Below are 25,683 nucleotides of genomic sequence, written 5' to 3' on the forward strand. Positions count from 1 at the left end.
TCACGGCGACCGGGGTGCTGGCACCCTTACAGAGGGTGCGTATCGACGCCCGATTGGATCGTGGTTGCCCTCAGCCAGCACACTTCATCAGTCAGATGGTGATTGTCGGCGGGCGGATCGGTGCCCGGATGGTGAGGCAGTGGTCGACATGACGGATGGGAACGCGAGCTGGCAGACCTCGTCGCCGGTCGAGCAACCGGATCGGCCGCGCCGAGGGGCCATGGTCGCCGGTGCGGCGGTGGCGACCGTACTGCTCGCCACCATCGGTGCGATCGGCGGTTGGGCGCTGGCCAACAGCGAGGGCACCGACCCGGGCACCGACGCCGCGCCGGGTGCGACCAGCACCGTCGAGCCGTCCCCGACGAAGACGCCGAAGGCCCGCCCGGCCACCTCGGCACCGAGGACCGCCCCGACATCCGCCGCGCCGGCCGGCCAGTTCCCGCTGCCCGACCTCACCGGCCAGAGCTTCGAACGGGTACGGGAGGACCTGCGCGACCGTGGCCTCGGCTGGCAACTGGTGTTCGGTGACTCCGGCGAGGATCCGACGGTCGAGCGTACGGATCCTCCGGCCGGCGCGAACGTACGCAGGGGCACCACGGTCAAGGTGTACGTGGTCGGGGCGGCGCCGCTGATGGACGTACCGGAGGTGACCGCGCTCAGCTGCACCCAGGCACAGGCACGTCTGGTCGACGCGGGGTTCCAACCGGACTACCGCAGCGGCAAGAGCGGGCTGGTGCTGCGGCAGGACCCCGCACCCGGTACGCAACTGCGGTGGAACGAGAAGGTTGCCATCTACTGCGGCAACCAGCCGAACAATCCGCCCGGGCAGCCGACGCCGGCGGCCACCTGACCGGTGACCCGGCTGCCGGTCGTTCGACGAGCGTCGGGTGGACCGGGCCGGACGGCGGGTGATCCGCTTCCGGTGGTGCGGCGGTTGGCTGACCGGGCAGCCGGATAAATTGGACGGGCGCAGTTTGTCGGGGAGAGGACGTGCCATGGCGAAGGACGGTCATCAGCCACGGGACATGGCCGAGGAGCCTCCGACCGAGCCCGTCAACGACGCGACCGAGCCCGTCAACGACGCGACCGAGCCCGTCAACGACGCGACCGAGCCCGTCAACGACGCGACCGAGCCCGCCGGACCTCCGGAGGGGTCCGCCACGGTGTCGGAGGAGCCTGCCGCCGTCTCGGAAGAGCCCGCCGGGCAGCCAGAGGACGGCGGTGAGTCCGACCGGACACCCGAGCCGGACCCGGCGAACCAGGAGCCTGCGAACCCGGAGCCCGAGCCGGATGCCGTCGACGGCTCGCCAGCAGATGACGAGACGACGGCGCTGCCCGGCCCACCCGCCGGTTCGTCGACCGACGAGACGGTCGCGCTGCCGAATCGACCGCCCATGCCGTCGGCCGACGAGACCCAGGTCCTGCCGGACGGGTCGGCGGTGCCGTCGGCTGACAAGACCCAGGTGTTGCCGTCGGCCGATGACACTCAGGTGTTGCCGGATCGGTCGGCGGTGCCGTCGGCCGATGACACTCAGGTCCTGCCGGATCGGTCGGCGGTGCCGTCGGCCGACGAGACCCAGGTCCTGCCGGACCGATCGCCCGCCCCCGGCATTGACGAGACCCAGGCGCTGCCGTCACCCTCGCCGACACCGATCGCCACGGCCGGCGGTGACGAGACCGTGGCGTTGCCCGGCCCTGCGGCCAACACGGGTGGCGACGAGACCGTGGCGCTGCCGTCGTCCGGCGGGCCGTCGAGCGCTTCGTCCGGCGGGCCGTCGAGCGACGAGACCCAGGCGTTGCCCCGTCCTTCCGCTGCCTCCAGCGTTGACGAGACGGTGGCCTTGCCTCCGTCGGGCGGCCCGTCGAGCGACGCGACGATCGCACTGCCCCGTCCGTCCGCCGGGGCGGGTGGGGACGAGACGACGCCGTTGCCGGGTCGGTCGCCCGGCCCGGAGAGCGATCAGACCATGCCGATCCCGCGTCCGCCGGCCGGTCCGGCGGGCGATGTGACGGCCAGGCTGCCGCGGCGTACGTCGGACGGGTTGAACCGTACGGCGATGTTCCCGGCCGTTCCCGGCGGCGACCAGCCACCGGGCGGAGCCTGGTCGGGGCGGGCGGGAGTGCCCCCGGCGGGGCCTCCCGTCGTACGAGAACCGGCGCCCGCCGAGTGGCCCGGTGACGACGGACAGCCGAGGCGCTGGTGGTTCCCGATTCTGGTGGGGCTGATCGCGCTGATCCTGCTCGGTGTCCTGGCGTTCGGCGTCTGGCTGATCGTGCAGGGAAACCCGGACGACAACGGGCCCGCGCCGGTTCGGCCGTCACCGAGCCCGTCCGCCACGGCCGCGCCTACCACGGCCGTGCCGACCACTCCGGCTGCCACCCCGACCGAGAGCGCCACCGCCATCGTCAGTGTGCCGCCGGTCATCGGGCTGAGTCAGGAGGACGCCCAGATCCTGCTCGACCAGGCGGGGCTGCCGTTCCAGGTGCAGTTCCGCGAGTCGGATCGGCCGGCCGGCACGGTCATCGCCTCCGACCCCCGGCCGAGTACGCCGATCGCGGTCGGAACACAGGTCACGCTGACGGTCGCCGAGCCGCCCGCACCGACGGCGACGCCGAGCCCGTCCCCGAGCTCGTCGTCGACGACCGGTCCCCCGGTCACGCCGGACCCGACCCCGACCGCCTGACCCGGGCCGGAACCCGCCGACGCCTCCCGACCGACGCTGGTCGCCCACGCCGGTCATTCGGGGGAGATCACCAGAGCCGGCGGCGGCGACCGACCATGGTGAGACCGATCGCCGCGATGACCAGCCCGAGCAGGCCGGAATAAACCAGTGAACGCTGGTAGCCCTCGGGTCGTCGGTCCATGGCCCGGTCCGGGTCGGTGCCGTGGGTGCTCGACCGCGTGGCCATCGGATCGGAGCCACCGACACCACCGGCGGGTGTGGTCGGCCCGACCGGGGCGGGGATCGGTTCGACCACGTCCGGTGGTGTGGAACGGTCCGGTACGTGGGTGGGTGGCACCGGTGCCGGCCACCCGTCCGGCGTCGGCGACCGGGCCTGGTCCGGCAGGGGGTACGACGGCCACCCGGTGCTCGGGTCGGTGGGTTGTTCCTTCGGTGCGGGTGCGGGCAGGGCTGCGGGGCCGGCGGACCGGGAAACAGCGTTTCCGCAGCCTGCCACCGTGCCGCAGAGCAGCAGGGCGAGTACGGAAACGAGCGTGACGGGCAGCGTCGGGCGGTGCCGGGCGCCGGATTTCGTGGCCATGGCCACCCCTGCGGTTCGGGCCTCGCTTACGGCGGTCCACCGTCCGACTCGTCTCTTTCCCGAGCCGTACGGTCTCCCCGAGTCTATGGGGGTGGGCCCGGCGTTACCGGCCGAACGACCCGGTTGCCGCGTCCCGCTCCGGGGTGCCGTGGGTGCGATGAGCGGCGGCGACGGCACGGGACGTGGCCGGTGTGTCAGCCGACCCGTACCCGGACCGGTGACGCGTTGCGACTCGGTACCGTCCGTGGCCCGGCGTTGACGTGCCGGGCTGCGGGCGCGGAGAGTCGGATCGCGCGCAGCCCGTCCAGTTGTACGAAGATCGAGCGGCGGGCGACCGCGTCCAGCGCGCCGTTGAGCTCGTACCCGTCGAGCCAGATCCAGCCGTCGTAGGTGGGCCAGTCGTGCGCGCGGATCACCCGGAAGAGGATCGGCTCGGCGAACTGGACGCTCGCCGCGCGGGTCACCTGGAGGACGTCACCTGAGCGGGGAGGTAGCACATCGACTCCTGTCCGAACTGACCTTGGTTGGACGATTGAGCTGGTGAGCTTGGCCGCAGGATCCGGTGCCGCATGCCCTGCGGTATCCCGCCGCCCGCAGCGGTGGGATGGGGCGCTGGCCGGGCCGTGCGCGGACCGGCGTCGGTCCGTACGTCGGCCCGGCCAACACCCGTCGGCTCCGGGACCGCGCCAGCCGCCGTAGTCGTACGACGTACAGCGGCGGGGCCTATTACCCCAGGGCCTGTCCGGCTCGGGTGGTAGCGCGGAGGACGATACCGTCCGTAAAACGGGGAGGGCCGGTGTACGACCTCGCTAGATCGAAACGCTGAGTAACCCGAGCCATACGGACAGGGTGCACGAAGAGCGTGATCAATGCAAGTTGCAGCATGGCTCTTGCGCGTCTGGTGCCGCCTATGCTTGAAGTGTCGCGTGTGGACCCGTCAGACTGGGGCGGTATCCGCCGCCGCGGCCGGCTGACATGCGCGTTTTTCCCGCCGCGAACCTGATCGCCCGTCGCCCCAAAGGTCGCGCACTGCGGCGGGCCGAACTCATGCGCGATCGACCGGAGGTGACCCGGTGTCCGAGCGCCGGAGCCCGACAATCCGCCGCCGCCGACTGGGAGCTGAGTTGCGCCGGCTCCGCGAGGCGGCCGGAGTGACAATCGAGGTGGTCGCGGAGCGACTGGAGTGTTCGCAATCAAAGATCTCACGTATTGAGACAGGCCATACCACTGCCACCGTTCGTGACGTACGCGACATGATCAGCATTTACGGCATCGTCGGTGATGAGAGCGAAGACCTGTTGCAGATCGCCCGGGAGGCTCGGCAGAAGGGTTGGTGGGCCTCCTACAGCACGGTGCTGACCAGTGCATACGTCGGATTCGAGGCGGCCGCCGGCTCGATCCGGGCGTACGAGCAGCAGGTCGTGCCGGGGCTTCTGCAGACCGAGGACTACGCCAAGGCGATGATCCGTTCGGCCCGGCCGGACATCACCGCCGAAGAAGTCGAGCAGCGCGTCCGTGTCCGGTTGAGTCGCCAGTCGTTACTGCACCAAGACGATCCGATCGACGTGTGGGTGGTGCTCGATGAGACAGTGGTGAGTCGGCCGGTCGGTGGCGACGAGGTCATGCGCGACCAACTGAAGCGACTGTTGGAAGCGGCCGATCAGCCGAATGTGACGATCCAGATTCTGCCGTTCGACGTCGGTGCGCATGCTGGCATGGACGGCACCTTCACGATTCTCGACTTTCCGGAACCAGGCGACCCGCCGGTTGTGTACGCCGAAAACGCCACGGGTGGGCTCTTCCTGGAAAAGGCCGACGAATTGCAGAAGTACGCCTTTATTTTCGATCATATTCGAGCAGCGGCCATCCGCCCGGAGGATTCCGTAGCTCTTATCGCGAGGTTGACAGAGGAGCCATTGTGGAAGTGGAGACAAAGGGGTTTCGCGTAGACCTCACCCGCGCAGCGTGGTACAAGAGCTCGCGCAGCGGGCCGAACTGCGACAACTGCGTCGAGGTGGCCTTCGTGAGTGGCGCGATCGCCGTTCGTGACTCGAAGAACGCGGCCGGGCCAGCCTTGATCTTCACGCCGGACGAGTGGGACGCCTTCGTCGGCGGTGCCAAGGACGGCGAGTTCGACCTGGGCTAGTCAGACGCACCATGCGGGCCACTTTGAGCGCGGTCACCCGGTGGGTGCCCGCGCTCTCCATGTCCGGACAACGGTCGGCAGCAACCGCCACCACCGCCCGGAGGTGAGTCCGCCTCGCCGGCCCGGCGCCGCGCTTCAATGCTCAACCGCAGGTCACGGCAGGTGTGGCGGGCTGCTGATCCGTGCCACACCGTCGCCACCGCCGGCCCGCGTCGTTGTACCAGGCGGCGCGGCACCCCGCTGGGCCAACCCGCCGCGCGGGTTCGCGACGGAGCGAGGCAGGCGAGACGGATGACGATCGGGTCGGAAAATCTGGGCAATGGTTCGGTGAAGCCGGATCGGCTCGCGGGTAAGTACCGTGGCGCCCGACGGGACGGGGTGCTGACCGACGACGGCCCTCCCGGCCAGAACCTCGGCTCCCACGATGGCGGGGTGGCCGACCTGGGACCGGCCGGGTCAATCGACCACCTGCCGAAACGTCCGTCGCTGGATCTGGGTGATCTCACCGAACCGGTCTATCCGCCGCCGGACTGGGCCGAGCCGCAACCGGAGTCACTGGTTGACCACCCATTGTTGCGGGGGCTGCTGCTCGAATTGCCGCCGAAAGGCTCACTGCCCCGCCAGGAATGGCTGGACCGGTGGTTCGAGGCCGCGCGAGCAATTCTGGAACTGCTATACGTGCAGGACTCGGGTCGCCCGCGCTGAGGACGACGGCACCGCCGGTCGTACCGCGATCGATCCTTCGGCGAGCCGACTGTGCCGCAGCGCGTGCCGTACGCCGATGATGCTCATCCCGGCCAGGCCGACGGTGAGCGCGACCCCGGTCAGCGCCGGCGCGGTCAGCGGGACGAGTGAACTGGCGGCGGCCACCGCCGGCAGCATCACCAGTCCGGCCACCTGCGGCGGCAACGCGACCATGGGATGCGCCGCGCCGGCCCGGAGCACGGGTGGCACCGGGGCGTCCGGGGCCGCCGCGAAGGCGCCGGCACCGGCCCGCAGCCGGCGCAGCCGCCGTACGGTCAGCATCGCCACGGCGGTGGTCGGCACGGCGGCCAGTACGAGGACGAGCGGCGCCCGGTCGGCCACCGTCGGCCCGGCCGCGATCAGCGCGGCCAGCCCGAGCGCGGCCATCGCCCCGAGGCCGGTCACCGTCAGGGCCAACAACCAGGTGGTACGGCGACGAAGCGCGCGGGGACTGTCCAGTTGCGGCAGTCCGTCCGCGACGATGCCGGCGGTCAGCCACACCAGGGCCACCGCGATCAGCACGGCCAGGTCGATATCCATGAATTCAGGATTGCCCAGATCCGGGCGCCGGGAATCAGGGCCGTGCCCTGGGCCGCCCCCCGAGTTCGTCCAGTAGGGGTGGCCCGGGGCACCCCCCGAGCCGGTCCGGCGCCGAGCGGCGCGGCTGCCGAGCGGCTAGAGCGTACGCAGGTGGAAGCCGCCGTCGACGTCGATCACCTGCCCGGTGCTGAACGGAAGCAGATCGGTGGCGACCGCGACCACCGCCCGACCCACATCGTCGGGCTGTCCCCAACGGCGGATCGGCGTCAGCCCCTGGTTGAAGATCAGATCGTCGTACCGTTCCTTCACACCACCGGTCATGTCGGTCTCGATGACGCCCGGCCGGATCTCGTACACGTTGATCCCGTGTTCGGCCAGCCGGGCGGCGTAGAGCTGGGCGGTCATCGCCAGCCCGGCCTTGCTCACGCAGTAGTCACCGCGGTTCACGCTGGCCGTGTACGCGCTGATCGACGAGACGATCACGATTTTCGGGCTGCTGACGATCCCCGCCACCTGCTGTTCGATCATCGTCCGGGCGGCGAGCTGGACCAGGAAGTACGGCCCCTTGAGGTTGACCTCGATCAACCTGTCGAAGGACTCCTCCTGCGCGTCCAGCAGGTCGGCCCGCACGGTCGGGGCCACGCCGGCGTTGCTGACCAGCAGGTCGAGCCGACCGAAGGTGTTGACGGTCTCGTCCAGCAGGTGCTGCCGGTCGGCCCGCTGGGAGACGTCGGCCCGTACCGGAAGGGCCTGCCCGCCGCGTGCCTCGACCTCCTTGCCGACCTCGCGGGCGGCGTCGGCGTTGCTGGCGTAGTTGACCACCACGTCGTAGCCGGCTCCGGCGAGCGAGAGCACGATGCCCCGCCCGATGCCCCGGGACCCGCCGGTCACGATGGCCACCGGCCGCCGGCTCACCGGGCCACCCCGACCGGCGTCACAACCGACGGTACGGCCGTGGCGACCTGCCCGAAGAAGGTGTAGTACGGCTCGTCCCGGGCCACCCGCTGGACGTAGAGGGCCAGCTCGCGGGCGTGGTAGTCGCCCCACATGCTCGACTCGCCGTTCGGCACCCGCTGCCCGGCCGGTACGTGGTCCCAACCGTTCGGCCGGTGGTACACCGAGTGCAGGATCAGACCCTGGTGCCCAGGGTCGGTGCTCAGGTACGGCTCGTCGAAGAGGGTGTCGCAGACCGTCAGCCCGGCCTGCCAGTAGCGCTGCCCCTCGGCGTCGCGCCTGATCGAGGTGAGGTAGCGGCCGAGCCGGAGCAGCCCCTGCGCCCCGATCGCCGCCGCCGACGAGTCCACCGGCTCGTGCACGTTGTACGGGTCCGCCGGGTGGTCCAGGTAGTCGCCCATCCGGGCCAGACCGGGAGCACCGGTGTCCCAGTACGGGATCCCGTCGACCGGGGTGTGGGCCAGGTAGAAGTCGCAGGTGGCGATCGCGGCCCGGAGCAGCGTCGCCTCGACCCCGGCCCGCCCGCCGTACGGCTCGAACGCCTCGTCCGGCAGGACGGCGAGGAACTCCAACTGCTCGGGGAAGCCGAGCATGGCCCAGGCCAGTCCCCGGGTCCAGGTGCTGAACGGGGAGTAGCCCTGCTGGGTGCTCGGGCACCGGAAGCTGCCGTCGTTCACGTTGAAGATCGACTCGTGTGCGGTACGACCGGAGATGTCGTAACTGTCCCGGCCCTCGCCGTAGAAGATGTTCCACCTGGCGGTGTTGGTCGCGTGCTCGACCAACCGACCGAGCAGCGAGATCCGCTCGTCCCGCTCACCCATCAGCACGTGCCCGAGCAGGTGCGACACGGCGAGCGCCCGGCAGGACCGGATCGTGTCGACGAAGAGCGACTGCGGCCCGTTGAACGAGTAGATGTAACCGGTGCCGTCGATCGTGTCCCGCCACCGGGCCGCCTGCACCGCGCCGGTGAGCTTCAGCGCCAACTCGTAGAAGTGCCGCTCGCCCCGGTCCTCCGGCACCCGCCCCTCGTTCATCAGTCGCCACAGGTTGCCGTACGTGCTGACGTTGTTGAAGCCGTGGTCGTGTACGCCGATGTGGCTGACGTGGCTGGCCATCACCGCCACGGTCTGCTCCCGGCCGATGTCGAGGAACCGCCGCTCGCCGGTGGCGTCGTACTGCAGCAGCGCGGAGCCGTACTGGAAGCCCTGGGTCCATTCGGTCCAGCCCCGCGCGGTGTACCGCCCCCCGACCGTGAACACCGGCGACGGCGAGCCCGCCGGGCAACTCCGCTCGATCGAGTCGATCTTCTCCGCCGACAACTCCCAGAGCCGTTCGATCTTCGGGACCAACCGCCCCGGCGTCAACCCGTCATCGCTCCTCATCATGCCGACAGCATAGGAAAGCGCTTGCCCAACAACCACCCCCCACCCACGCCCCGCCCCGCCCCTCCCACCCCGCTTCCCCCGCCCTAATACAGAGAAAGAGTGCCTACCCGACCCCGGATAGGCACTCTTTCTCTACATCTGCGCGATCCCTACCGCCCGCCTCCGCCGCAACCAACGTCGCGAGTCGACCGAGCGGATTGGGGGCGGGTGACTTCGTCCGAGGACGGCGAGGCGAAGCCTTCGCCGCCCGCAGGACGAAATCACCGCACTGGGCGCCGCGAAGCGGAGCGAGCCAGCGCCAGCGGAACTGGCGCCAGCTACACAGAGAAGGTGGGGGGAGGGTCCGTGGCGGGGGGTGGAGGGGTGGCTCGCCAGAGTTTGGTCTTCTGGGCGGTGAGGCGGGCCAGGTAGGCGGGGTTCAGCACGAGGTAGCGCTGCCACAGGCGCCTCGGCTCCAGGCCGAGCCGCCACAGCCACTCCAGTCCGGCCCGCTGCATCCACGCGGGTGGCTTGCGCAGGAGTCCGGCGTGGTAGTCGAAGGCGGCGCCGACGGCGAGCAGGGGCATGTCCAGCAGTGGGCGCATCGCGTACGCGAAGACCTCCTGGCGGGGGCAGCCGAGCCCGACCAGGACGACCCGCGCGCCCGAGGCGCGGATCCGGTCGGCGATCTCGTTCTCCTCGTGCGGCCGGACCTGGCGGAACTTGGACGGCTCCACCCCGGCGAACTTCAGCGCCGGGAAGCGCCGCTCCAGCGCCGGCACCAGCCGGGACAGGGTCGACTCGGTCGAGCCGTACAGGTAGACCGGCAGGCCGGCGTCGGCGGCGCGGGACAGGACGCGCAGCGTGAGCGTCGGACCGTAGACGCGGTCGGCCAGGCGGGCGCCGTGCAGCAGGTTGAGTGCCCAGCGGACGGGCTGGCCGTCCGGCGTGACCACGTCGAACGAGTTGAGCCTGGCGTTGTGCGGCGGATCCAGCACACCGGTCATCACACCGTGTACGGCCAACGCGGTGAGCGCGAACGGTCGGCGCTCCTGCGCGGCGGTGATCACCTCGGTTGCTGCGGCGTCGTAGTCGATCACGTCCACCAGTACGCCGAGCACGTTCTTCTTACCCTCGGAGATCATCGCGTTCCCTCGCTGCGCCGGGCGGCGCGGTGATCCCCGTGACTGAGCTGACTGATCGAGCCGTGACACGCGCTCATGGCACTACCGCCGAATGCCCGCTCATGAGTCGAGCACCTTGCCATACCTGTTCATGGTGCTGCCTGAACCCGTGCCGTCATGCCTGCGGTATCCACTTGTCCACGTTGGCCTCGTAGATCTCCCGCAGGATCATCGGCACGTCGTAGATCTGCTTCCAGTCCGGGTAGTGGGCCTGGAACGACGCGTTGGAACCGATCCACCACTGGTGGTCACCGACCCGGTTCTCGTCCCGGTACTCGGTGATCATCGCCTGGCCGGAGATCTCCTCGGCCAGCGCGAACGCCTCCAGGTGCGAGCAGTTCGAGTGACGGCCGCCACCGAGGTTGTAGACCGCGGCCGAGCGCGGGTTGCGGTAGAACGCCTCGAACGCGTTCACCACGTCGTGGCTGTGGATCGCGTCGCGCACCATCTTGCCCTTGTACCCGAAGATCTTGTACGTCCGGCGTTCCATGTTGCAGCGCATCACGTACGCGAGGAAGCCGTGCAGTTCGGTGGCGGAGTGCGCCGGGCCGGTGAGGGTGCCGCCACGGAAGCAGGCGGTGCGCATGTCGAAGTAGCGGCCGTACTCCTGCACCATCACGTCGGCGGCGACCTTGGAGGCGCCGAAGACGGAGTGCAGGGTGCCGTCGATCGACATGTCCTCCTTGATCCCGTCCGCGTACGGGTGCTCGGGGTCGATCTCCCAGCGGGTCTCCTGCTCGACCAGCGGCAGGCTGTTCGGCCGGTCGCCGTAGACCTTGTTGGTCGAGCAGTGGATGAACGCCGCCTCCGGGGCGTGCTCGCGCACGTTCTGCAGCACGTTCAGGGTGCCGCCGGCGTTCACGTCGAAGTCGGTGAACGGGTCCCGGACGGCCCAGTCGTGCGACGGCTGCGCCGCGGTGTGGATCACCACCGAGATGTCGCGGCCGTAGCGGCGGAAGATCTCCGCCAGCGCGTCCCGGTCGCGGATGTCGACGTCCCGATGGGTGTACGCACCGCCGAGGTCACTGGTCAGCCGCAGTACGTTCCACGCGGTGGAGGCCTCGGCGCCGAAGAACTGCCGACGCATGTCGTTGTCGATGCCCACTACGTCGAGACCGAGGCCGGCGAAGTGCCGGACCGCCTCGGAGCCGATCAGACCGCCTGATCCGGTCACCAGCGCGACACTCACACGACACTCCAGGATCCTCGGCGACCGTAAACCATCGGAGCATAACGCGACATCCACGCGGCTCGGGCATTCGTACCCGGACATGAACGAAGGGCCCCGCGTGAACGCGGGGCCCTTCGTGTTGGTGGGGAAGGGGGGAGTTGAACCCCCACGCCCTTTCGGGCACACGGACCTGAACCGTGCGCGTCTGCCATTCCGCCACTCCCCCGTGCGCAAAACCCGGGACAGATCGCTCTGTTCCGTGCCGTTGCTCGGGCCCAACCAACTTCAGGTTATCCCAGCCAGTTCTACGACTGACGCCGGGACATATTACGCTGTTCGTACTGCGACCGTAGGCGTTACCGCTTGCGGCGCATGGAACACTAGCACGAGGACTCCGGCCTTCACGTAGGGGCCGGCAGCGGACGGCCGAGCGGCATGCGAGCCGCGTGTGCGACGGCCGGATACCATCATGTCCTCGGGACCCGAGGAGGAGCCGGTGAGCGTGCTGCAACGCTTCGAGAAGCGTCTGGAAGGCCTGGTCGAAGGGGCCTTCGCGAAGGTGTTCAAGGGGGTCGTCCACCCAGTGGAGATCCTCAACGCGATGCAGCGGGAGGCAGAGGCGCACAAGGCGATCCTGGCTGGTGGGCGCACTCTCGTGCCCAACCGCTACGTGATCGATCTCTCGCCGTACGACCACAGCCGGCTCGCGCCGTACGCCGCCGCGCTGGCCCAGGAGCTGGCCCAGTCGCAGGCCGAGTTCATCGGCGAGCAGGCGTGGACGGTCTACGGCGACGTGATCGTCGAGATCGAGCGCGGCGACGGACTGGACACCGGCATGTTCCGGGTCACGGCCGAGGTCTACACCGGCGGCGACGTCGCACCGGTGCAGCAGCAGTCGTACGAGCAGCCCGGCCAGGGTGGCTACCCGCCGTACGAGCAGCAGGGTGGTGGCTACGGCCCGCCGCCCGGCCACGGTGGCGGTCGCAACGTACGCCTGGTCTCCGGCGACGGGCGCAGTTACCCGCTGCAGATGGGCTCGACCGTGATCGGTCGGGGCGACCAGGCCAACCTGCGTCTGCCCGACGTCGGCATCTCCCGCCGACACGCCCGGCTCGACTTCGACGGCGCCCAGGTGGTGCTCACCGATCTGGGCTCCACCAACGGCACGATGGTCAACGGCCAGCGGGTCTCGGCGGTGGCGCTCAACCCAGGTGACATGGTCCAGCTCGGGACGACCACCCTCACGTTCCGAGTGGACGGCTAAAAACTTGGCGCCCTTCGTCATCACCGTCGCCCGGTTCGGGTTCATCGTCCTGCTCTGGGTCTTCGTCTTCACCGTGGTCGGGGTGATCCGTCGCGATCTTTTCGCGGGCGCCCGGTCCAGTCGTCTGGTCGCGGCGCCACGGGGGGTCGGCGCGGTGACCGGGCAGGGCAAACCGGCGAAGGTGAAGCGCGGCAGGGCGGCCCACCAGCTCGTCGTGACCGCAGGTCAGCTCGCCGGCACCCGGATCACTCTGGGTGAAGGTCAAATCACCATCGGCCGTGCGGAGGACTCCACCCTGGTGATTACCGACGACTACGCCTCGGCCCGACACGCCCGGCTGGTGCCCCGCTCGGGCCAGTGGTTCGTCGAAGACCTCGGCTCGACTAACGGCACGTACCTCGATCGCGCTAAGGTCACCGGACCAACCCCCGTCCCCCTCGGCGTGCCGATCCGGATCGGCCGCACTTCTCTCGAGTTACGGCCATGACTCTGACCCTGCGCTATGCGGCCCACAGCGACCGCGGTCTGATCCGAGACGGAAACCAGGACTCCGTCTACGCCGGTCCGCGGCTACTCGCCGTGGCGGACGGCATGGGCGGCATGGCCGCCGGTGACGTCGCCAGCAACATTGTCATCGGTGCGATGGCGCCGCTCGACGAGGACGTCCCCGGGGATGCTCTGGTCGACGCGCTGCGCTCCGCCGTCGATACCGCCAACCAGCAACTCCGCGACACGGTGGACGCCAACCCTCACCTGGAGGGCATGGGCACCACCCTGACCGCGACGCTGTTCTCGGGCAGCAAGATCGGCATGGTGCACATCGGCGACTCCCGCGCGTACCTGTTGCGTGACGGCGAGTTCGGTCAGATCACCAAGGACGACACCTACGTCCAGATGCTCGTCGACGAGGGTCGGATCACCCTGGAGGAGGCGAGCAGCCACCCGCAGCGGTCGCTGCTGACCCGCGCCCTCGACGGCCGCGACATCGACCCGGAATACTCCGTCCGCCAGGTGCTGCCGGGTGACCGTTACCTGATCTGTAGCGACGGCCTCTCCGGCGTGGTGAGCGCCGAGACCATCGGGCAGACGCTGCGCGAGTACACCGACCCGCAGCAGTGCGTGGAGCGGCTGGTCCAACTCGCGCTGCGCGGTGGTGGCCCGGACAACATCACCGTGGTCATCGCCGACGCCACCGACCAGGACATTCTCGAAGCCACGCCGATCGTGGGCGGCGCCGCCGCCCGGGACCGGGGGATGGCGACGTCGGCCGACGACTCGACCCCGGCCGCTCGGGCCTCGGCGCTCACCCCGCCGCGCCCGGCCAGCCCGGAGCCGGTGAACGCCTCGGCCAACGGCGACGACGAGTCCGACCGACCCCGGCGCCGACCGCTGCGTACGGCGGTTCAGTTGATCGTCCTGGCCGGCATCCTCGGCGGCGGTCTCTGGGGCGGCTGGACCTACAGCCAGCGGCAGTTCTACGTCGGCGCCACGGAGACCGGGCAGCTCGCCGTCTTCCGGGGTGTGCCCGGGCAGATCGCCGGGCTGGACCTGTCCAGCGTGCACGCGACCAGCCGGGCCGAGCTCAACGACCTGACCAACGCGGCCCAGGAGCAGGTCAAGCAGGGGATCCAGGCCAAGGACGAGCCGGACGCGGAACGGCTGCTCTCCGAGTTGACCGTCGACGAACCGGGCAACCCGAACCTGAAGCCGACCTGCCCGCCGAGCCCTTCCCCCTCCACCGAGGCGACGACGCCGCCGACCACGCCGGCCGCACCGCCGCCCGTCACGCCGTCGGCGAACGGCACCCCGGGCGCTTCGTCCTCACCCGAGGCCGGAACCGGCGCCAGCCCGAGCGCACCGGCGGCTCCGACCGAGCCCGCCAGCCCCGACCTGCTCCCGTCCGACACCCTGCCGCCGGCCACCCCCGACCCGGCGGGATGCCGGTCGCCCGAGTGACCGTGAGATCGAACGATCCGAGGGACTCATCGTGACTGCCCCAGCCGGACCGCCGCCAGCGCCCGCAGTCACGGGTGAGATGCCGCGCGTCCGGGACACCAAGTCCCGGCGCAACGCCGAGTTGGCGCTACTCCTGCTGGCGATGGCGCTGGTCGCGGTGTACGCGGCCACCGTCGAGGCGAACCTGCTCGACACCGTCACCATGGATTTCTGGGTGCCGACCGCGGCGCTGACCGCGGTCTTCCTCGCCCTGCACCTGGTGATCCGTTACCTGGCGCCGTACGCCGACCCGGTGCTGGTGCCGGCGGTCGCCCTGGTCAACGGGCTGGGCGTGGGCTTCCTGCGCCGGCTCGACCTGGTCGACCCGGACCTGGCGCCGGAGGCGCGTGCCGACTTCCCGATCTTCGCGGGGACCGGTGGCCGGCAGCTGGCCTGGACCCTGGCCGCCGTGATCCTCGCGGCCGGGCTGCTGTTCCTGGTCCGCGACCACCGGGCCATCTCCCGGTACGCGTACACGCTCGGCCTCGCCGGCATCGTGCTGGTGCTGATCCCGGCGGTGCTGCCGGGCCGGTATTCGGAGATCAACGGCGCCAAACTCTGGATCATGATCGGCGGGTTCTCCATCCAGCCCGGCGAGTTCGCCAAGCTGGCTCTGCTGGTCTTCTTCGCCTACTACCTGGTCCGCAAGCGGGAAGTGCTCTCGTTGGCCAGCCACCGGTTCCTCGGCATCGACTTCCCGCGCGGGCGGGACCTCGGGCCGGTGATCGGGGTCTGGCTGGTCAGCCTGATGGTCCTGATCTTCGAGAAGGACCTCGGCACCTCGCTGCTCTACTTCGGCATGTTCGTGGTGACGCTCTACATCGCCACCGAACGGGTCAGTTGGTTGATCATCGGTCTGGTGCTCTTCTTCGGCGGTGCCTTCCTGGCGTACTTCCTGGGGAGCACGGTCGGCGGTCCGTTCGCCAACTTCTACCTGCGCGCCGACATCTGGCTGCACCCGTTCGACGATCCGTACGACGACGGTTACCAGCTGGTCCAAGGCTTACTCGGGCTCGGTACCGGAGGTCTGTTCGGCGCCGGGCCGGGCGGCGGTCAGCCGACCGAGGTGCCCGAGGTGCACAACGACTTCATCTTCGCCGGCATGGGCGAGGAGATCGGGCTGTTCGGGCTCTCCGCCCTGCTGGTGATCTACCTGCTGATCGTCGAGCGCGGGCTGCGGGCGGCGCTGGCCGTACGCGACTCGTTCGGCAAGCTGCTGGCCGGCGGTCTCGCCTTCACCCTCGGGTTGCAGGTCTTCGTGATCGTCGGCGGGATCAGCAAGCTCATCCCGCTCACCGGTCAGACCACCCCGTTCCTCTCCGCCGGTGGCTCGTCGCTGATGGCGAACTGGCTGCTGGTGGCGTTGCTGTTGCGGATCTCCGACGCGGCCCGGCGGCCGGTGGACGGTTCCACGCCCGGGCGTCCGGCGGGCGGGTCCGGGTCACCCCCGGCCCAGCTGCACGGTGCCCCAACGGAGGTGATTCGCCCGTGAACGCGCCACTGCGCCGGGTCGGTGTGGTCGTCATGGTCCTGTTCGGCCTGCTCTTCGTCAATCTGAACTGGGTCCAGGGCTACAAGGCCGACGAGTACCGCACCAGCGAGTACAACGGCCGGGTCCAGGTCGCCCAGTACGACCGCAAGCGCGGCAACATCGAGGCCGGCGGGACCGCCCTGGCCAGCAGCAAGGAGACCAGCGGCAAGCTGAAGTTCCTTCGCTCGTACGTCGACGGGCCGATGTACGCCCACGTGCTCGGCTACCAGCCGGTCAACATCGGTCCGACCGGTATCGAGCGGAGCGAGAACGACTTCCTGAACGGCACCAGCGACCAGCTCTTCGGCGACCGGGTCCGGGACCTGTTCACCGGTGACCAGACGGCCGGCGGCAACGTGCTGCTGAGCCTCTCCCGTCGCGCCCAGCAGACGGCGTTCGACGAGATGACCAAGAACAAGGTCGGTGCGGACAAGGGCGCGGCGATCGCGATCAACCCGGCCACCGGGGCGGTCCAGGCGCTGGTCTCCATGCCCAGCTTCGACCCGAACACGCTGGCCACGCACGACACGACGGCGGCGAGCGCGGCGTACAAGAAGCTGGAGGACGACCCGAACGGGCCGCTGCGCAACCGCGCGCTCTCCGAGACCCAGCCGCCCGGATCGACCTTCAAGGTGATCGACGCCGCCGCCGCGTTGGAGGCCGGCTACAAGAAGGAAACCAAGATCCCGGCGACGTCGAGCTACACCGCGCCGACCTCGGGTTCCGAGATCCGTAACGCCGCGCCGAGCATCTGCCCGGAGGCGGAGGTCACCCTGATCGACGCGCTCACCGAGTCGTGCAACACCGGCTTTGCCCAGCTTGCGGTCAAGCTCGGTGCCGACACGATCAAGGACACGGCCCGGAACTTCGGTTTCGAGGACGAGGACCTCACCGTCGGCCGGCTCGACGAGGGCGGGATCGCCACCGCGGCCAGCCGTACCGGCGACATCCAGAACCCGGACGGCGGGGACGACCCGGCCGCGCTGGCCCAGTCCGCGATCGGGCAGAACAACGTCCGGATGACTCCGCTGGAAGGCGCGATGATCGCGGCGGCGGTGGCGAACAACGGCAAGCAGATGCGGCCGTACCTGGTGCAGCAGTTGCTCGGGCCGGACCGGACCACCGACTACTACACCGCCGACCCGCGCGAGCTGCGCCAGTCGGTCAGCCCGCAGGTCGCCAGTGACCTGCGGGACATGATGTTCAGCGTGGTCGCGAACGGCACCGGTGGCCAGGCCAGGATCAGTGGCTACCAGGTGGGTGGCAAGACCGGCACCGCGCAGTCCGACGCCAGCACCGCCGACCACGGCTGGTTCATCGGCTTCGTGATGAAGGACGGCAAGCCGATATCCGCCGTGGCGGTGCTGCTGGAGGCGGCCGGCAGCGGCGGCAGTTCCGAGGCGGCCCGGATCGCCGGCAAGATCATGCAAGCGGTCATCCAGGACGGGGGAGGCAAGTAATGCTCAGCCCCGGGGTTCTGCTCGGCAACCGCTACCGCCTGGACGAGCGGATCGCCGGTGGTGGCATGGGTGACGTCTGGCGCGGCACGGACGAGGTGCTCGGCCGTACGGTGGCGGTGAAGATCCTGCTGCCGGCGCTGCTGGACGAGCCCGGCTTCGCCGAGCGGTTCCGGGGCGAGGCCCGGACGATGGCGACGATCAACCACCCCGGTGTGGTGGACGTCTACGACTACGGCAGCGACCAGCAGATCGCCTTCCTGGTGATGGAGTACGTCGAGGGCGACGCGCTCTCGACCACCCTGGGTCGGGTCGGCCGGCTCACCCCGGCGCGCACGATGGCGCTGATGGCGCAGGCCGCCGACGCGCTGCACGCGGCCCACGAGAAGGGCATCGTGCACCGCGACGTCAAGCCGGGCAACCTGCTGGTACGCCCGAACGGCACGCTGGTGCTCACCGACTTCGGCATCGCCCGTTCCGCGCTCGTCGGCCAGCTCACCGCGGCGGGTTCGGTGCTCGGCACCGCCTCCTACATCTCGCCGGAGCAGGCGACCGGCTCCACCGCGTCGCCCGCCTCGGACGTCTACGCCCTGGGTGTCGTCGCCTACCAGTGCCTCTCCGGTCGGCGACCGTTCGAGGGCGAGAACCCGCTCGACATCGCCATGCAGCACGTACGGGACACGCCCAGGCCGCTGCCGGCGGACATTCCGCCGGCCGTACGGGCGATCGTCGAGCGGTCGATGGCCAAGGACCCGGCGGCCCGGTGGCCCACGGCGGCCACGCTCGCCGCGGTGGCCCGGCAGGCCGCCACCCCGGCACCGCCGATGCGGCCACCGGCGCACCCCGCGCCGCCCACCCACCCCGTGCCCACCCAGCCCAACCGGGCTGCCGGGCATCCGGCGACTCCCGCACAGCCGGGGCGCCCGGCCGGTTACCCCGGCTCGGTGCCGCCCGGTTCGCCGGTCGCCGGTCCGGTCTCCGGTGCGCCGCCGATGCCGCCGGGCGCGACCAGGGTCGGGCCGGCCTATCCACCGGCGGCTGCGGCCGTTCCGAACCGTCCCGGCTCACCGGCGGCTCCGGGGCAGCCGGCGGGGTACCACCGGGGCGCGGCCTCGGTTCCGACCCCCCGACCCCGGCAGGAGCCGCCCAGTTACGCTCCGCCACCGGCGGCCGTGGCCTTCCGGCCCCCGTCGCCGGCCAACCGGTCGTTGGTGGTGGCCCTCGCGGTGGTGCTGGGGCTGATCGTCCTGATCTGCTCCGGCGTGATTTCCTATTTCCTGACGAAGAACAACAAGCAGGATCCCGCCAGCGATTACAGCTTGCGGACAGTGACGTCTAGCTTGCAGAGAGTCAACGAAGGCGACGTTTCGCAATATGCGCCGTACCGTCGGATAGAGCGGTACGGGTACGGCGCCCGGATGACCCAGATGAGCGAAGGACGACAGACGCGATGACTGCGCAGGCCCGCCTGCTGGGTGGCAGGTACCAGGTCGGCGAGCTGCTCGGCTACGGCGGCATGGCCGAGGTGCACCGGGGGCGCGACCTCCGGCTCGGCCGGGACGTCGCGATCAAGATGCTGCGTACGGACCTCGCCCGCGACGCCACCTTCCAGATGCGCTTCCGTCGGGAGGCGCAGAACGCCGCGTCCCTCAACCACCCGGCCATCGTCGCCGTCTACGACACCGGCGAGGAGATCGCCCCGACCGGCGAGACACTGCCGTTCATCGTGATGGAGTTCGTCAACGGGCGCACCCTCAAGGAGGTGCTCGCCGCCGAGGGGCGGCTGATGCCCCGCCGCGCCTTGGAGATCTCCGCCGACATCTGCGCCGCCCTGGAGTTCAGCCACCGGCACGGGATCATCCACCGGGACATCAAGCCCGGCAACGTGATGCTCACCCTGAACGGCCAGGTCAAGGTCATGGACTTCGGCATCGCGCGGGCCCTGGCCAGCGGTGCCACCACGATGACCCAGACCAGCGCCGTCATCGGAACCGCCCAGTACCTCTCGCCCGAGCAGGCCCGTGGCGAGCCGGTCGACGCCCGCTCCGACGTCTACGCGGCCGGCTGCGTGATCTTCGAACTGCTCTGCGGCCACCCCCCGTTCGTCGGCGACAGCCCGGTCAGCGTGGCGTACCAGCACGTCCGGGAGGACCCGCCGGCGCCGAGCGACATCAACCGGGACGTCACCCCGCCGATCGACGCGATCGTGCTCAAGGCGCTCTCGAAGAACCCGCTCAACCGTTACCAGAGTGCCGGCGAGATGCGTGCCGACCTGCTCCGGGCAGCGGCCGGCCGGCCGGTGATGGCCACCCCGGTACTGCGCGAGGACGAGACCAGCGCCCTGCCGGCAGCCGGTGCCGTACGCCCCGGTGGCGGCGGTGCCCGGCCGGCTCCGGCCCGGGTCGGTGACCCGCGTCGCCGCCAAGCCTCGGCCTGGGTGCTCGCCACCCTCAGCGGCCTCGGCGTACTCGCGGTGATCGCGCTCGTCGCCGGTCTGCTGATCTACGGCAACGACAAGCCGAACGCGGTCGAGGTGCAGACGGTGGTCGGGCAGCCGGAGGCGGTGGCCGTCGCCGCCCTCCAGAAGCAGGGCTTCAAGACCGCGATCGGTGATCAGGAGTTCAACGACACCTGCGCCAAGGACACCGTCGCCTCGCAGGATCCGGCTGCCGGGGAGGCGGCCCAGCCGGCCGCCACGGTCACCCTGCGCATCTGTGGCGGCCCGCAGTCGGTGAAGGTGCCGGCCAACCAGGTCGGCAACCCGTACGAGAACGTCGCCGCGGCGTTGAAGCTGGCCGGGCTGGAGCCCGTACGCAAGGACGTGCTGAGCGACAAGCAAGAGGGCACCGTGACCAAGCTCACTCCGGGCTCGGACGCCTCCGTGCCGAAGGGTTCGAAGGTCACCGTCGAGGTCGCCACCGGCAACCTCAAGACCGTCCCCTACGTGGTCGGCGAGTCCCGCGAGGACGCCGAGAACACGCTGGACAACCTCGGGTTCGACGTGCGGATCGCCAACGGCTCGAAGGTCGCGCCGCAGGACGCCGGCCGGGTGGAGAAGCAGAGCATCCAGCAGGGCCAGAAGCGTCCCGCCGGCACCGAGATCGTGCTCACCGTCACCGTCGCCCGGGAAGAGCCGACCGCGAATCCGCCCACCCCGACGCCCACCCCGACACCGACCGGTGGCACCGGCGCGGGCGGTGGCACGCCGGTCGTCCCCAGCCAACTCCCGAGCCTGCGGCCGACCCGGAGCGGCATCCGCTAGGACCCGCCGACCGGCGGCGGCCCACCCCCGAGAACAACCGAGGGGTACGGCCGCCGCCGGCACACGCCGCAGGACGGTACGGAGCAGCCGGAGCTAGACGGTGACGAAGGCCGAGCGGCGGCGGGTGTCGACCTCGGCGGCGAGCGCCGGCGCCCGGTCGAGCGCCTCCGGGTGACCGCAGGAGGCCAGCCAGTTGGCCAGCATCAGGTGCCCGCCCTCGGTCAGCACCGACTCGGGGTGGAACTGCACCCCCTCGATCGGCAGCGTCCGGTGCCGCATCGCCATCACCACGCCGGACTCGGTCCAGCCGGTCACCTCGATCTCGTCCGGCAGCGTTTCCGGCAGGACGGCCAGCGAGTGGTACCTGGTGGCGGTGAACGGGTCCGGCAGACCGGCCAGCACCCCCACCGACTTGTGCTCCACCTGCGAGGTCTTGCCGTGCAGCAATTCCGGTGCGCGGGTGACGGTGGCCCCGAAGGCGACACCGATGGCCTGGTGACCCAGGCAGACACCGAAGATCGGTAGGCGGCCGGCGTACTCCCGGACCACGTCGAGGCAGATGCCGGCGCGTTCGGGCGTACCCGGTCCGGGTGAGAGCAGCACCCCGGCGACGTCGAGCCGGCCGATCTCGGCCAACTCGATCTCGTCGTTGCGGCGTACCTCGCAGTCGACTCCGAGCTGGCCCAGGTACTGGACCAGGTTGAAGACGAACGAGTCGTAGTTGTCGATCACGAGGACGCGCATCGCTTTTACCTGTTCGGACTGGGGGGAGGGGTGTTGTTCTGATCGGTGTCGTACGGCACCGAGTGGTCGTCCTCGGCCGCCGGATCGCCGCCGACGCCGGCGTCGGCGTCGACTCCGTCCGGGCTGCCGCCTTCCTGTGTCACCTGTACGTCATCGAACGGCAGCAGCGGCTCGGCCCACGGAAACACCACGTACCAGAGCAGGGCCACCGTCGCCGCGGTGAGCGCGACCGAGCCGACCAGCTTGCCGACCAGGCCAAATGGTAGCCGTCTCCAGATCCAGGCGTACACGGCTCAGCCCTTCAGCTCGTCCGGCTGCCCGGCCGACTTCGCCTGGGTACGGGCCAGTTGAGCGTGCACGATCAGGCGCTCGTAGTTGTCGAACTTGGGATTGCAGGTGGTCAGCGTGAGCATCGCCTTGGTCGCCTTGGCCCTGGGCTTGCCCGGTACGGCCGCCACCACCTCGGTCTGGGTCGGTTTGACGATGATGTTGTCGGTGACCTTGTAGACGAACCAGTCGCTCTTCGACTCGACCACGATCACGTCACCCTTCTTCAACTCGTCGAGTCGCCAGAAGGTGGCCTTGTTGCGGTGGCCGGCGACCGAGAAGTTGCCCACCCGGCCGGGCAGGGCGGTGTTCGGGTAGTGGCCGGGCGCGTACCGGATGTCCTTCTGGCTGACGCCCTCGACCACGACCCAGCTCTTGTCGAGCTTCGGGATGTAGAGCGAGGCCATCGGCTTTCCGCCGGGCGGGGCCTTGGGCGGGGCGACTCCGGGACCCTGGGTCGGGCCGACCGTCGGGTCCGGGCCGGGCTCGTCCGCCCAGGCCTGTTCGAGTTCCTGGCTCAGGTCGCTCTGGTGGGCGTTGACGATGACCGACTTGCCCCAGATCTCGTACCCGGCGAAGAGCAGGATGACCAGGCCGAATGTGATCATGAGCTCGCCGCTGAACCGGAGCCCGGTACGGATCCGGGAGCCGATGGTCGGGCGGGTCAACTCCGAGTAGACGCTCTTGTAGCCCTCGTCCGTACGCTCCGGGCGAAGTTTCACCACCCGCTCACCCCGCCGTGGTTGGGCCTCCGCCTTGTCGTCTGGCCCGTTGGTGTCGGCGTCCGGCCGCTCGTCGCCGGTTGACTGATCCGGGCTCGTCCGTTTCCCGCCGGCCACGATCGGCAGCAGCGTCGTGACATGTGCCGGCGGCATGACCTTCGGCTTCGGTTTCGGCTTTCCGGCGGCCAACGTCGGCAGCATGGTCGTCGCCGACGTGTCCCCTGCCGGCACCGACGGGATGATCATTGTCGAGTTGTCGGCCCGGGGCGGGGCGGCCGGTGGACGTCTCGGCGGTGAGGTGGGCAGCGGCGGCCGGATCGGGGTCGTGCTCGGCCCGACTCCGGCGGTCGGTGTGCTCGGCGCAGCCGTGTTCCATCCGGTGCCGAGCGCGGACAACTCGGCCGGCCCGGGAATGCGCTGGGTACGGTCGGCCGCCCCGGCGACGGGTTGGACGCGGTCGGCCGCCCCGGCAAAGGACGCCACCCCCGGAATGGGCTGGGTACGGTCGGCCGCCCCAGTCCCGGCCTGGGTGCGGTCGGCCGCCCCGGATCCGGGCTGGGCGCGGTTGGTCGCCTCCGGAACGGTGTGGACACGGTCAGCCGCCGCCGGAATCGGCTCGGTACGGACCGACGACGGCGGACCGGGCTGACCGCGTTCGACCGGGCCGGGTGCGGGTCGGCCGCGCTCGGGCGGGCCGGCCGTGGGGATGGGCTGTGTCCGTTCGGAGGCTTCCGGGTCCGGTGCCTGGACGGTCCGGGGCCGATCGGCTGCTCCGGGTGAGTGTCCGGGGCCGGGCCGGGGCCGCTCGGGTCCTCCAGCGCCGGCTGGGCCGGCGGGCGGGCCGGTTTCACGGGCACCGGCGAACGGGCCGGAGACGGGCGGTGCGGCAGCGAGCGGGGCGGCAGCGAGCGGTGCGGTCGCCGTGGGCACGGTTGCTCCGGTGCCGCCGTCGGCGGTCGGAGCGGCGGCAACCGGGCTGACCGCACCGGCGGCACGAGGGGGCACGTTCAGCGGGGCACCGGTGGGCCCGACCGTACCGGGCCAGACCCTGGCCGGGCCGACGGGCGCCGCAGCGGACGGCTCGGCGGGACCGGTGGTGGGCGCGTACGAGCCGAGGGTCGGGATCGGTGCCGTGGTGTCCGAGGTCGATCCCGGTCCCGGTCCGGGGCCGGTGGTCGGTACGGCCATCGGGCCGATGGTCGACGTGGCCGGTCGGGACGAGCCGGGGCCCGTGGTGGGTCTGCCGTTCGTCGACGGACCGGGGGCGGGTCGGGGGCTGGTCGGCGGGCTCGACCCGGCGGACGGTGGGACCGTCCGGGGAGCGGCCGGGGGCGACACGGCAGCGGGCGCACCGGGATCGGTGAAGCGCGGGATCACCATGGTCTGGTCGTCGGCGTCCGGGGCACGATGGCGGCCATTGCGCTCGTCGTACGGGTCGCCGCTCATCGAACTCACCCCGGCACCTGGGCGGTACGCAGCCCGGTTGACCCTTCGAAGGCCGGCACGGTCACGCTGGACTCCACTGTCTCCTGGTATCCGAGTTGGAAGTGGTCCACGGCGTCCTTGAACAACTGGACGCCCTCGGAGGCGGCGAGGGCCCGCTGCAGAGCGGCGGGGTCACCGATTGCGGTGATCTTGAAGGGTGGGGAATATACCCGCCCGTGTAGTAACAGGGTGTTTCCCACGCAGCGTACCGCGCTGGTGGCCAGTACGCGGACGTTCATGATGGACATGCCCTCGGCCCCACCTGCCCAGAGAGCGTTGACGACCGCCTGCACATCGCCCTGGTGGACCACCAGGTCGTCGTTGCTCGCGTTCGCCGGCCGGCTGCCGTCGCCGAGCCGGGGGGCGTCGTTGAGTTCGACGACGAGGCCCGGCCCGGCCAGGGCGGTGAAGCCGGCGGCCACCCGGCTGGCGGCGGCCCGGTCGCGCTGGGCGGCGACCGGGGCGTCGGAGCCGGCTAGCGACTCGGTCTGCCGCTCCACCTGGGCGCGCAGGGTCGCGGCCTGCTTCTCGGTGGCGACCACCTGGTCCCGGCGGTCCTTCATCAGCTGGGCCAGCTCGGGGCGGCGGTCCTCCCGCAGCGACGTGCCGTTCGCGGTGGTCGCCGAGGTGGTGAAGAGGAGGCCGGCGGCGAGAGCGATCAACGGCACAGCGGCCGACCAGCCGGGTCGGCGCTGCCCCGAGCGGCGTGGCAGTAGCCCGACAACCGCCCGACGGAGCACCTTGCGCCAGGAGATGACACCCGTTGTGTACTCCACCGAGCCCGTCCTCCCCATCGTGTCGATCTCTCGCACTGTGGGCTTCGTGTCCCACCCGGCAGCCGAATCCGCTCACCGGGTGCAACCGGTTGGCCCCGTTCATGGCCTGATCGGGTCATCGCGACTACGCTAGCTGTCGAACATTATTGGCCATGGACCGTCGCCCCTGCGTCCGGTTGTCAGGCCGGACGAGGATCGCCACCCCTCAGGAGGAGCGCCGTGCCGAAGTCGCAGGTCCGCAAGAAAAAGGTCTACACCCCGCCGACCGACGTGCGCCCCTCGGGCACGGCGGCGACCCGCAAGCCTAGCCCGATCTGGCTGCCCATCACCGCGGTCAGCTTGATCGTCTTTGGCATCGCGTGGCTGGTGGTCTACTACCTTTCCGAGACCCTCTACCCGGTGCAGAGCTGGGGTTACTGGAACCTCGCGATCGGCTTCGGGGGCATGGTGGGCTCGTTGGCCCTGCTCTCCCGTTGGCGCTGATCCGGTCGGACCGGATCAGACAGATCTCGCACGACAACCCGCGCTGACCGCCCCGTAGGGGGTTGGGTCAGCCGGTCCGGCCGGCGCCAGCACCGTCCCGCGGGCGCCGGCTCGGCGTACGCGCACCTGACCGGCGCGGCAGGCTCCGACCGGCTCCGCCTAGGGTGTCCGTACGGCGGCGCACCCGGCTGCGAGAAATCCCACGTTACCAGTGGGTAACTTGGCGCGTAGGCTGCAGACACGATCGCACCCCCGCGGTCGTGCCAGTCG

24 protein-coding genes and 1 tRNA gene are annotated in these 25,683 nt (G+C 70.5%); 13 read left to right on the top strand and 12 right to left on the bottom strand.

The features are described 5' to 3' along the window. Window positions 1-148 precede the first annotated feature (148 nt). Both ACZ6QQ_RS01260 and ACZ6QQ_RS01265 read left to right on the top strand, forming a co-directional pair. Complete coding sequence (locus ACZ6QQ_RS01260) at window positions 149-850, top strand: PASTA domain-containing protein (RefSeq protein WP_465873321.1); 702 nt, start codon at window positions 149-151, stop codon at window positions 848-850. 37 nt (window positions 851-887) lie between these two features. Next, on the top strand, window positions 888-2,684 hold the full coding sequence (locus tag ACZ6QQ_RS01265) for a PASTA domain-containing protein (RefSeq protein ID WP_465873322.1): 1,797 nt from the start codon (window positions 888-890) through the stop codon (window positions 2,682-2,684). 67 nt (window positions 2,685-2,751) lie between these two features. Here the strand turns inward: ACZ6QQ_RS01265 and ACZ6QQ_RS01270 are convergent, their stop codons facing one another. Together ACZ6QQ_RS01270 and ACZ6QQ_RS01275 are read right to left on the bottom strand one after the other, a co-directional pair. Further along, window positions 2,752-3,264 (bottom strand): hypothetical protein, encoded by a 513-nt coding sequence (locus tag ACZ6QQ_RS01270; protein WP_465873323.1) that lies wholly within the window; start codon window positions 3,262-3,264, stop codon window positions 2,752-2,754. A gap of 194 nt (window positions 3,265-3,458) precedes the next feature. Continuing rightward, window positions 3,459-3,761 (bottom strand): hypothetical protein, encoded by a 303-nt coding sequence (locus ACZ6QQ_RS01275; protein ID WP_465873324.1) that lies wholly within the window; start codon window positions 3,759-3,761, stop codon window positions 3,459-3,461. A gap of 576 nt (window positions 3,762-4,337) precedes the next feature. Here ACZ6QQ_RS01275 and ACZ6QQ_RS01280 point away from each other — a divergent pair. The 3 genes from ACZ6QQ_RS01280 to ACZ6QQ_RS01290 all read left to right on the top strand — a co-directional run bounded on the left by ACZ6QQ_RS01280 (window position 4,338) and on the right by ACZ6QQ_RS01290 (window position 6,115). Beyond that, the gene (locus ACZ6QQ_RS01280) at window positions 4,338-5,213 is read left to right on the top strand and encodes a helix-turn-helix domain-containing protein (RefSeq protein ID WP_465873325.1); all 876 of its coding nucleotides are present in this window, start codon (window positions 4,338-4,340) and stop codon (window positions 5,211-5,213) included. Beyond that, window positions 5,189-5,410 carry a DUF397 domain-containing protein gene (locus ACZ6QQ_RS01285; protein ID WP_465873769.1) on the top strand — a complete coding sequence of 74 codons (222 nt, stop codon included), beginning with the start codon at window positions 5,189-5,191 and terminating at the stop codon, window positions 5,408-5,410. The genes ACZ6QQ_RS01280 and ACZ6QQ_RS01285 overlap by 25 nt, the downstream gene beginning before the upstream one ends. Window positions 5,411-5,701: 291 nt before the next feature. Next, window positions 5,702-6,115: a hypothetical protein gene (locus ACZ6QQ_RS01290; RefSeq protein ID WP_465873326.1), complete on the top strand. Its 414-nt coding sequence runs from the start codon at window positions 5,702-5,704 to the stop codon at window positions 6,113-6,115. Here ACZ6QQ_RS01290 and ACZ6QQ_RS01295 read toward each other — a convergent pair. From ACZ6QQ_RS01295 to ACZ6QQ_RS01320, 6 genes are all read right to left on the bottom strand, one after another. After that, window positions 6,083-6,694, bottom strand: coding sequence for a hypothetical protein (locus tag ACZ6QQ_RS01295; RefSeq protein WP_465873327.1), 612 nt, complete (start codon window positions 6,692-6,694; stop codon window positions 6,083-6,085). The genes ACZ6QQ_RS01290 and ACZ6QQ_RS01295 overlap by 33 nt on opposite strands. 135 nt (window positions 6,695-6,829) lie before the next feature. After that, window positions 6,830-7,609, bottom strand: a complete 780-nt coding sequence (locus ACZ6QQ_RS01300) for a 3-ketoacyl-ACP reductase (RefSeq protein ID WP_465873329.1) — start codon at window positions 7,607-7,609, stop codon at window positions 6,830-6,832. Beyond that, on the bottom strand, window positions 7,606-9,033 hold the full coding sequence (locus tag ACZ6QQ_RS01305) for a hypothetical protein (RefSeq protein WP_465873331.1): 1,428 nt from the start codon (window positions 9,031-9,033) through the stop codon (window positions 7,606-7,608). The genes ACZ6QQ_RS01300 and ACZ6QQ_RS01305 overlap by 4 nt, the downstream gene beginning before the upstream one ends. Before the next feature lie 317 nt (window positions 9,034-9,350). Next, on the bottom strand, window positions 9,351-10,157 hold the full coding sequence (locus tag ACZ6QQ_RS01310; RefSeq protein ID WP_465873332.1) for a WecB/TagA/CpsF family glycosyltransferase: 807 nt from the start codon (window positions 10,155-10,157) through the stop codon (window positions 9,351-9,353). Between the two features lie 154 nt (window positions 10,158-10,311). Further along, window positions 10,312-11,385 carry an NAD-dependent epimerase/dehydratase family protein gene (locus tag ACZ6QQ_RS01315; protein ID WP_465873334.1) on the bottom strand — a complete coding sequence of 358 codons (1,074 nt, stop codon included), beginning with the start codon at window positions 11,383-11,385 and terminating at the stop codon, window positions 10,312-10,314. A gap of 122 nt (window positions 11,386-11,507) precedes the next feature. Further along, window positions 11,508-11,593, bottom strand: a tRNA-Leu gene (locus ACZ6QQ_RS01320). Window positions 11,594-11,836: 243 nt separating this feature from the next. Here ACZ6QQ_RS01320 and ACZ6QQ_RS01325 point away from each other — a divergent pair. The 7 genes from ACZ6QQ_RS01325 to pknB all read left to right on the top strand — a co-directional run bounded on the left by ACZ6QQ_RS01325 (window position 11,837) and on the right by pknB (window position 20,876). Continuing rightward, window positions 11,837-12,631, top strand: coding sequence for a DUF3662 and FHA domain-containing protein (locus ACZ6QQ_RS01325; protein ID WP_363595866.1), 795 nt, complete (start codon window positions 11,837-11,839; stop codon window positions 12,629-12,631). Window positions 12,632-12,635: 4 nt separating this feature from the next. Next, complete coding sequence (locus tag ACZ6QQ_RS01330) at window positions 12,636-13,118, top strand: FHA domain-containing protein FhaB/FipA (protein WP_465873336.1); 483 nt, start codon at window positions 12,636-12,638, stop codon at window positions 13,116-13,118. After that, window positions 13,115-14,587: a PP2C family protein-serine/threonine phosphatase gene (locus ACZ6QQ_RS01335; RefSeq protein ID WP_465873338.1), complete on the top strand. Its 1,473-nt coding sequence runs from the start codon at window positions 13,115-13,117 to the stop codon at window positions 14,585-14,587. Before ACZ6QQ_RS01330 ends, ACZ6QQ_RS01335 begins: the two co-directional genes overlap by 4 nt. Window positions 14,588-14,666: 79 nt before the next feature. After that, the gene (locus tag ACZ6QQ_RS01340) at window positions 14,667-16,118 is read left to right on the top strand and encodes an FtsW/RodA/SpoVE family cell cycle protein (protein WP_465873340.1); all 1,452 of its coding nucleotides are present in this window, start codon (window positions 14,667-14,669) and stop codon (window positions 16,116-16,118) included. Beyond that, window positions 16,115-17,617: a peptidoglycan D,D-transpeptidase FtsI family protein gene (locus ACZ6QQ_RS01345; protein ID WP_465873342.1), complete on the top strand. Its 1,503-nt coding sequence runs from the start codon at window positions 16,115-16,117 to the stop codon at window positions 17,615-17,617. The genes ACZ6QQ_RS01340 and ACZ6QQ_RS01345 overlap by 4 nt, the downstream gene beginning before the upstream one ends. Beyond that, the gene (locus ACZ6QQ_RS01350; protein WP_465873344.1) at window positions 17,617-19,068 is read left to right on the top strand and encodes a serine/threonine-protein kinase; all 1,452 of its coding nucleotides are present in this window, start codon (window positions 17,617-17,619) and stop codon (window positions 19,066-19,068) included. The genes ACZ6QQ_RS01345 and ACZ6QQ_RS01350 overlap by 1 nt, the downstream gene beginning before the upstream one ends. Continuing rightward, window positions 19,065-20,876 (top strand): Stk1 family PASTA domain-containing Ser/Thr kinase, encoded by a 1,812-nt coding sequence (gene pknB / locus ACZ6QQ_RS01355; RefSeq protein WP_465873345.1) that lies wholly within the window; start codon window positions 19,065-19,067, stop codon window positions 20,874-20,876. The genes ACZ6QQ_RS01350 and pknB overlap by 4 nt, the downstream gene beginning before the upstream one ends. Window positions 20,877-20,969: 93 nt before the next feature. Here pknB and ACZ6QQ_RS01360 read toward each other — a convergent pair whose 3' ends face one another. From ACZ6QQ_RS01360 to ACZ6QQ_RS01375, 4 genes are read right to left on the bottom strand one after another with little or no spacing between them, the layout of a single operon-like run. Beyond that, complete coding sequence (locus ACZ6QQ_RS01360) at window positions 20,970-21,620, bottom strand: aminodeoxychorismate/anthranilate synthase component II (protein WP_465873347.1); 651 nt, start codon at window positions 21,618-21,620, stop codon at window positions 20,970-20,972. A gap of 5 nt (window positions 21,621-21,625) precedes the next feature. Continuing rightward, the gene (locus ACZ6QQ_RS01365) at window positions 21,626-21,910 is read right to left on the bottom strand and encodes a hypothetical protein (RefSeq protein ID WP_465873349.1); all 285 of its coding nucleotides are present in this window, start codon (window positions 21,908-21,910) and stop codon (window positions 21,626-21,628) included. A gap of 3 nt (window positions 21,911-21,913) precedes the next feature. After that, window positions 21,914-24,115 carry a class E sortase gene (locus tag ACZ6QQ_RS01370; RefSeq protein WP_465873351.1) on the bottom strand — a complete coding sequence of 734 codons (2,202 nt, stop codon included), beginning with the start codon at window positions 24,113-24,115 and terminating at the stop codon, window positions 21,914-21,916. 5 nt (window positions 24,116-24,120) lie between these two features. After that, complete coding sequence (locus ACZ6QQ_RS01375) at window positions 24,121-24,930, bottom strand: DUF881 domain-containing protein (protein WP_465873353.1); 810 nt, start codon at window positions 24,928-24,930, stop codon at window positions 24,121-24,123. A 219-nt stretch (window positions 24,931-25,149) separates the two neighbouring features. Here ACZ6QQ_RS01375 and ACZ6QQ_RS01380 point away from each other — a divergent pair, with 219 nt between their 5' ends. Beyond that, window positions 25,150-25,413: a cell division protein CrgA gene (locus ACZ6QQ_RS01380; protein WP_329105635.1), complete on the top strand. Its 264-nt coding sequence runs from the start codon at window positions 25,150-25,152 to the stop codon at window positions 25,411-25,413. Window positions 25,414-25,683 lie beyond the last annotated feature (270 nt).

The sequence above is a fragment of the Micromonospora sp. NPDC049529 genome, from assembly GCF_055586685.1.

What these genes read in the sequence shown, in the direction of transcription:
- ACZ6QQ_RS01260 (WP_465873321.1), top strand. Translation starts at nt 149, where the DNA reads ATGACGGATGGGAACGCGAGCTGGCAGACCTCGTCGCCGGTCGAGCAA.
- ACZ6QQ_RS01270 (WP_465873323.1), bottom strand. Translation starts at nt 3,264, where the DNA reads ATGGCCACGAAATCCGGCGCCCGGCACCGCCCGACGCTGCCCGTCACG.
- ACZ6QQ_RS01290 (WP_465873326.1), top strand. Translation starts at nt 5,702, where the DNA reads ATGACGATCGGGTCGGAAAATCTGGGCAATGGTTCGGTGAAGCCGGAT.
- ACZ6QQ_RS01295 (WP_465873327.1), bottom strand. Translation starts at nt 6,694, where the DNA reads ATGGATATCGACCTGGCCGTGCTGATCGCGGTGGCCCTGGTGTGGCTG.
- ACZ6QQ_RS01305 (WP_465873331.1), bottom strand. Translation starts at nt 9,033, where the DNA reads ATGATGAGGAGCGATGACGGGTTGACGCCGGGGCGGTTGGTCCCGAAG.
- ACZ6QQ_RS01310 (WP_465873332.1), bottom strand. Translation starts at nt 10,157, where the DNA reads ATGATCTCCGAGGGTAAGAAGAACGTGCTCGGCGTACTGGTGGACGTG.
- ACZ6QQ_RS01325 (WP_363595866.1), top strand. Translation starts at nt 11,837, where the DNA reads ATGTCCTCGGGACCCGAGGAGGAGCCGGTGAGCGTGCTGCAACGCTTC.
- ACZ6QQ_RS01335 (WP_465873338.1), top strand. Translation starts at nt 13,115, where the DNA reads ATGACTCTGACCCTGCGCTATGCGGCCCACAGCGACCGCGGTCTGATC.
- ACZ6QQ_RS01340 (WP_465873340.1), top strand. Translation starts at nt 14,667, where the DNA reads ATGCCGCGCGTCCGGGACACCAAGTCCCGGCGCAACGCCGAGTTGGCG.
- ACZ6QQ_RS01350 (WP_465873344.1), top strand. Translation starts at nt 17,617, where the DNA reads ATGCTCAGCCCCGGGGTTCTGCTCGGCAACCGCTACCGCCTGGACGAG.
- pknB (WP_465873345.1), top strand. Translation starts at nt 19,065, where the DNA reads ATGACTGCGCAGGCCCGCCTGCTGGGTGGCAGGTACCAGGTCGGCGAG.
- ACZ6QQ_RS01360 (WP_465873347.1), bottom strand. Translation starts at nt 21,620, where the DNA reads ATGCGCGTCCTCGTGATCGACAACTACGACTCGTTCGTCTTCAACCTG.
- ACZ6QQ_RS01370 (WP_465873351.1), bottom strand. Translation starts at nt 24,115, where the DNA reads ATGAGCGGCGACCCGTACGACGAGCGCAATGGCCGCCATCGTGCCCCG.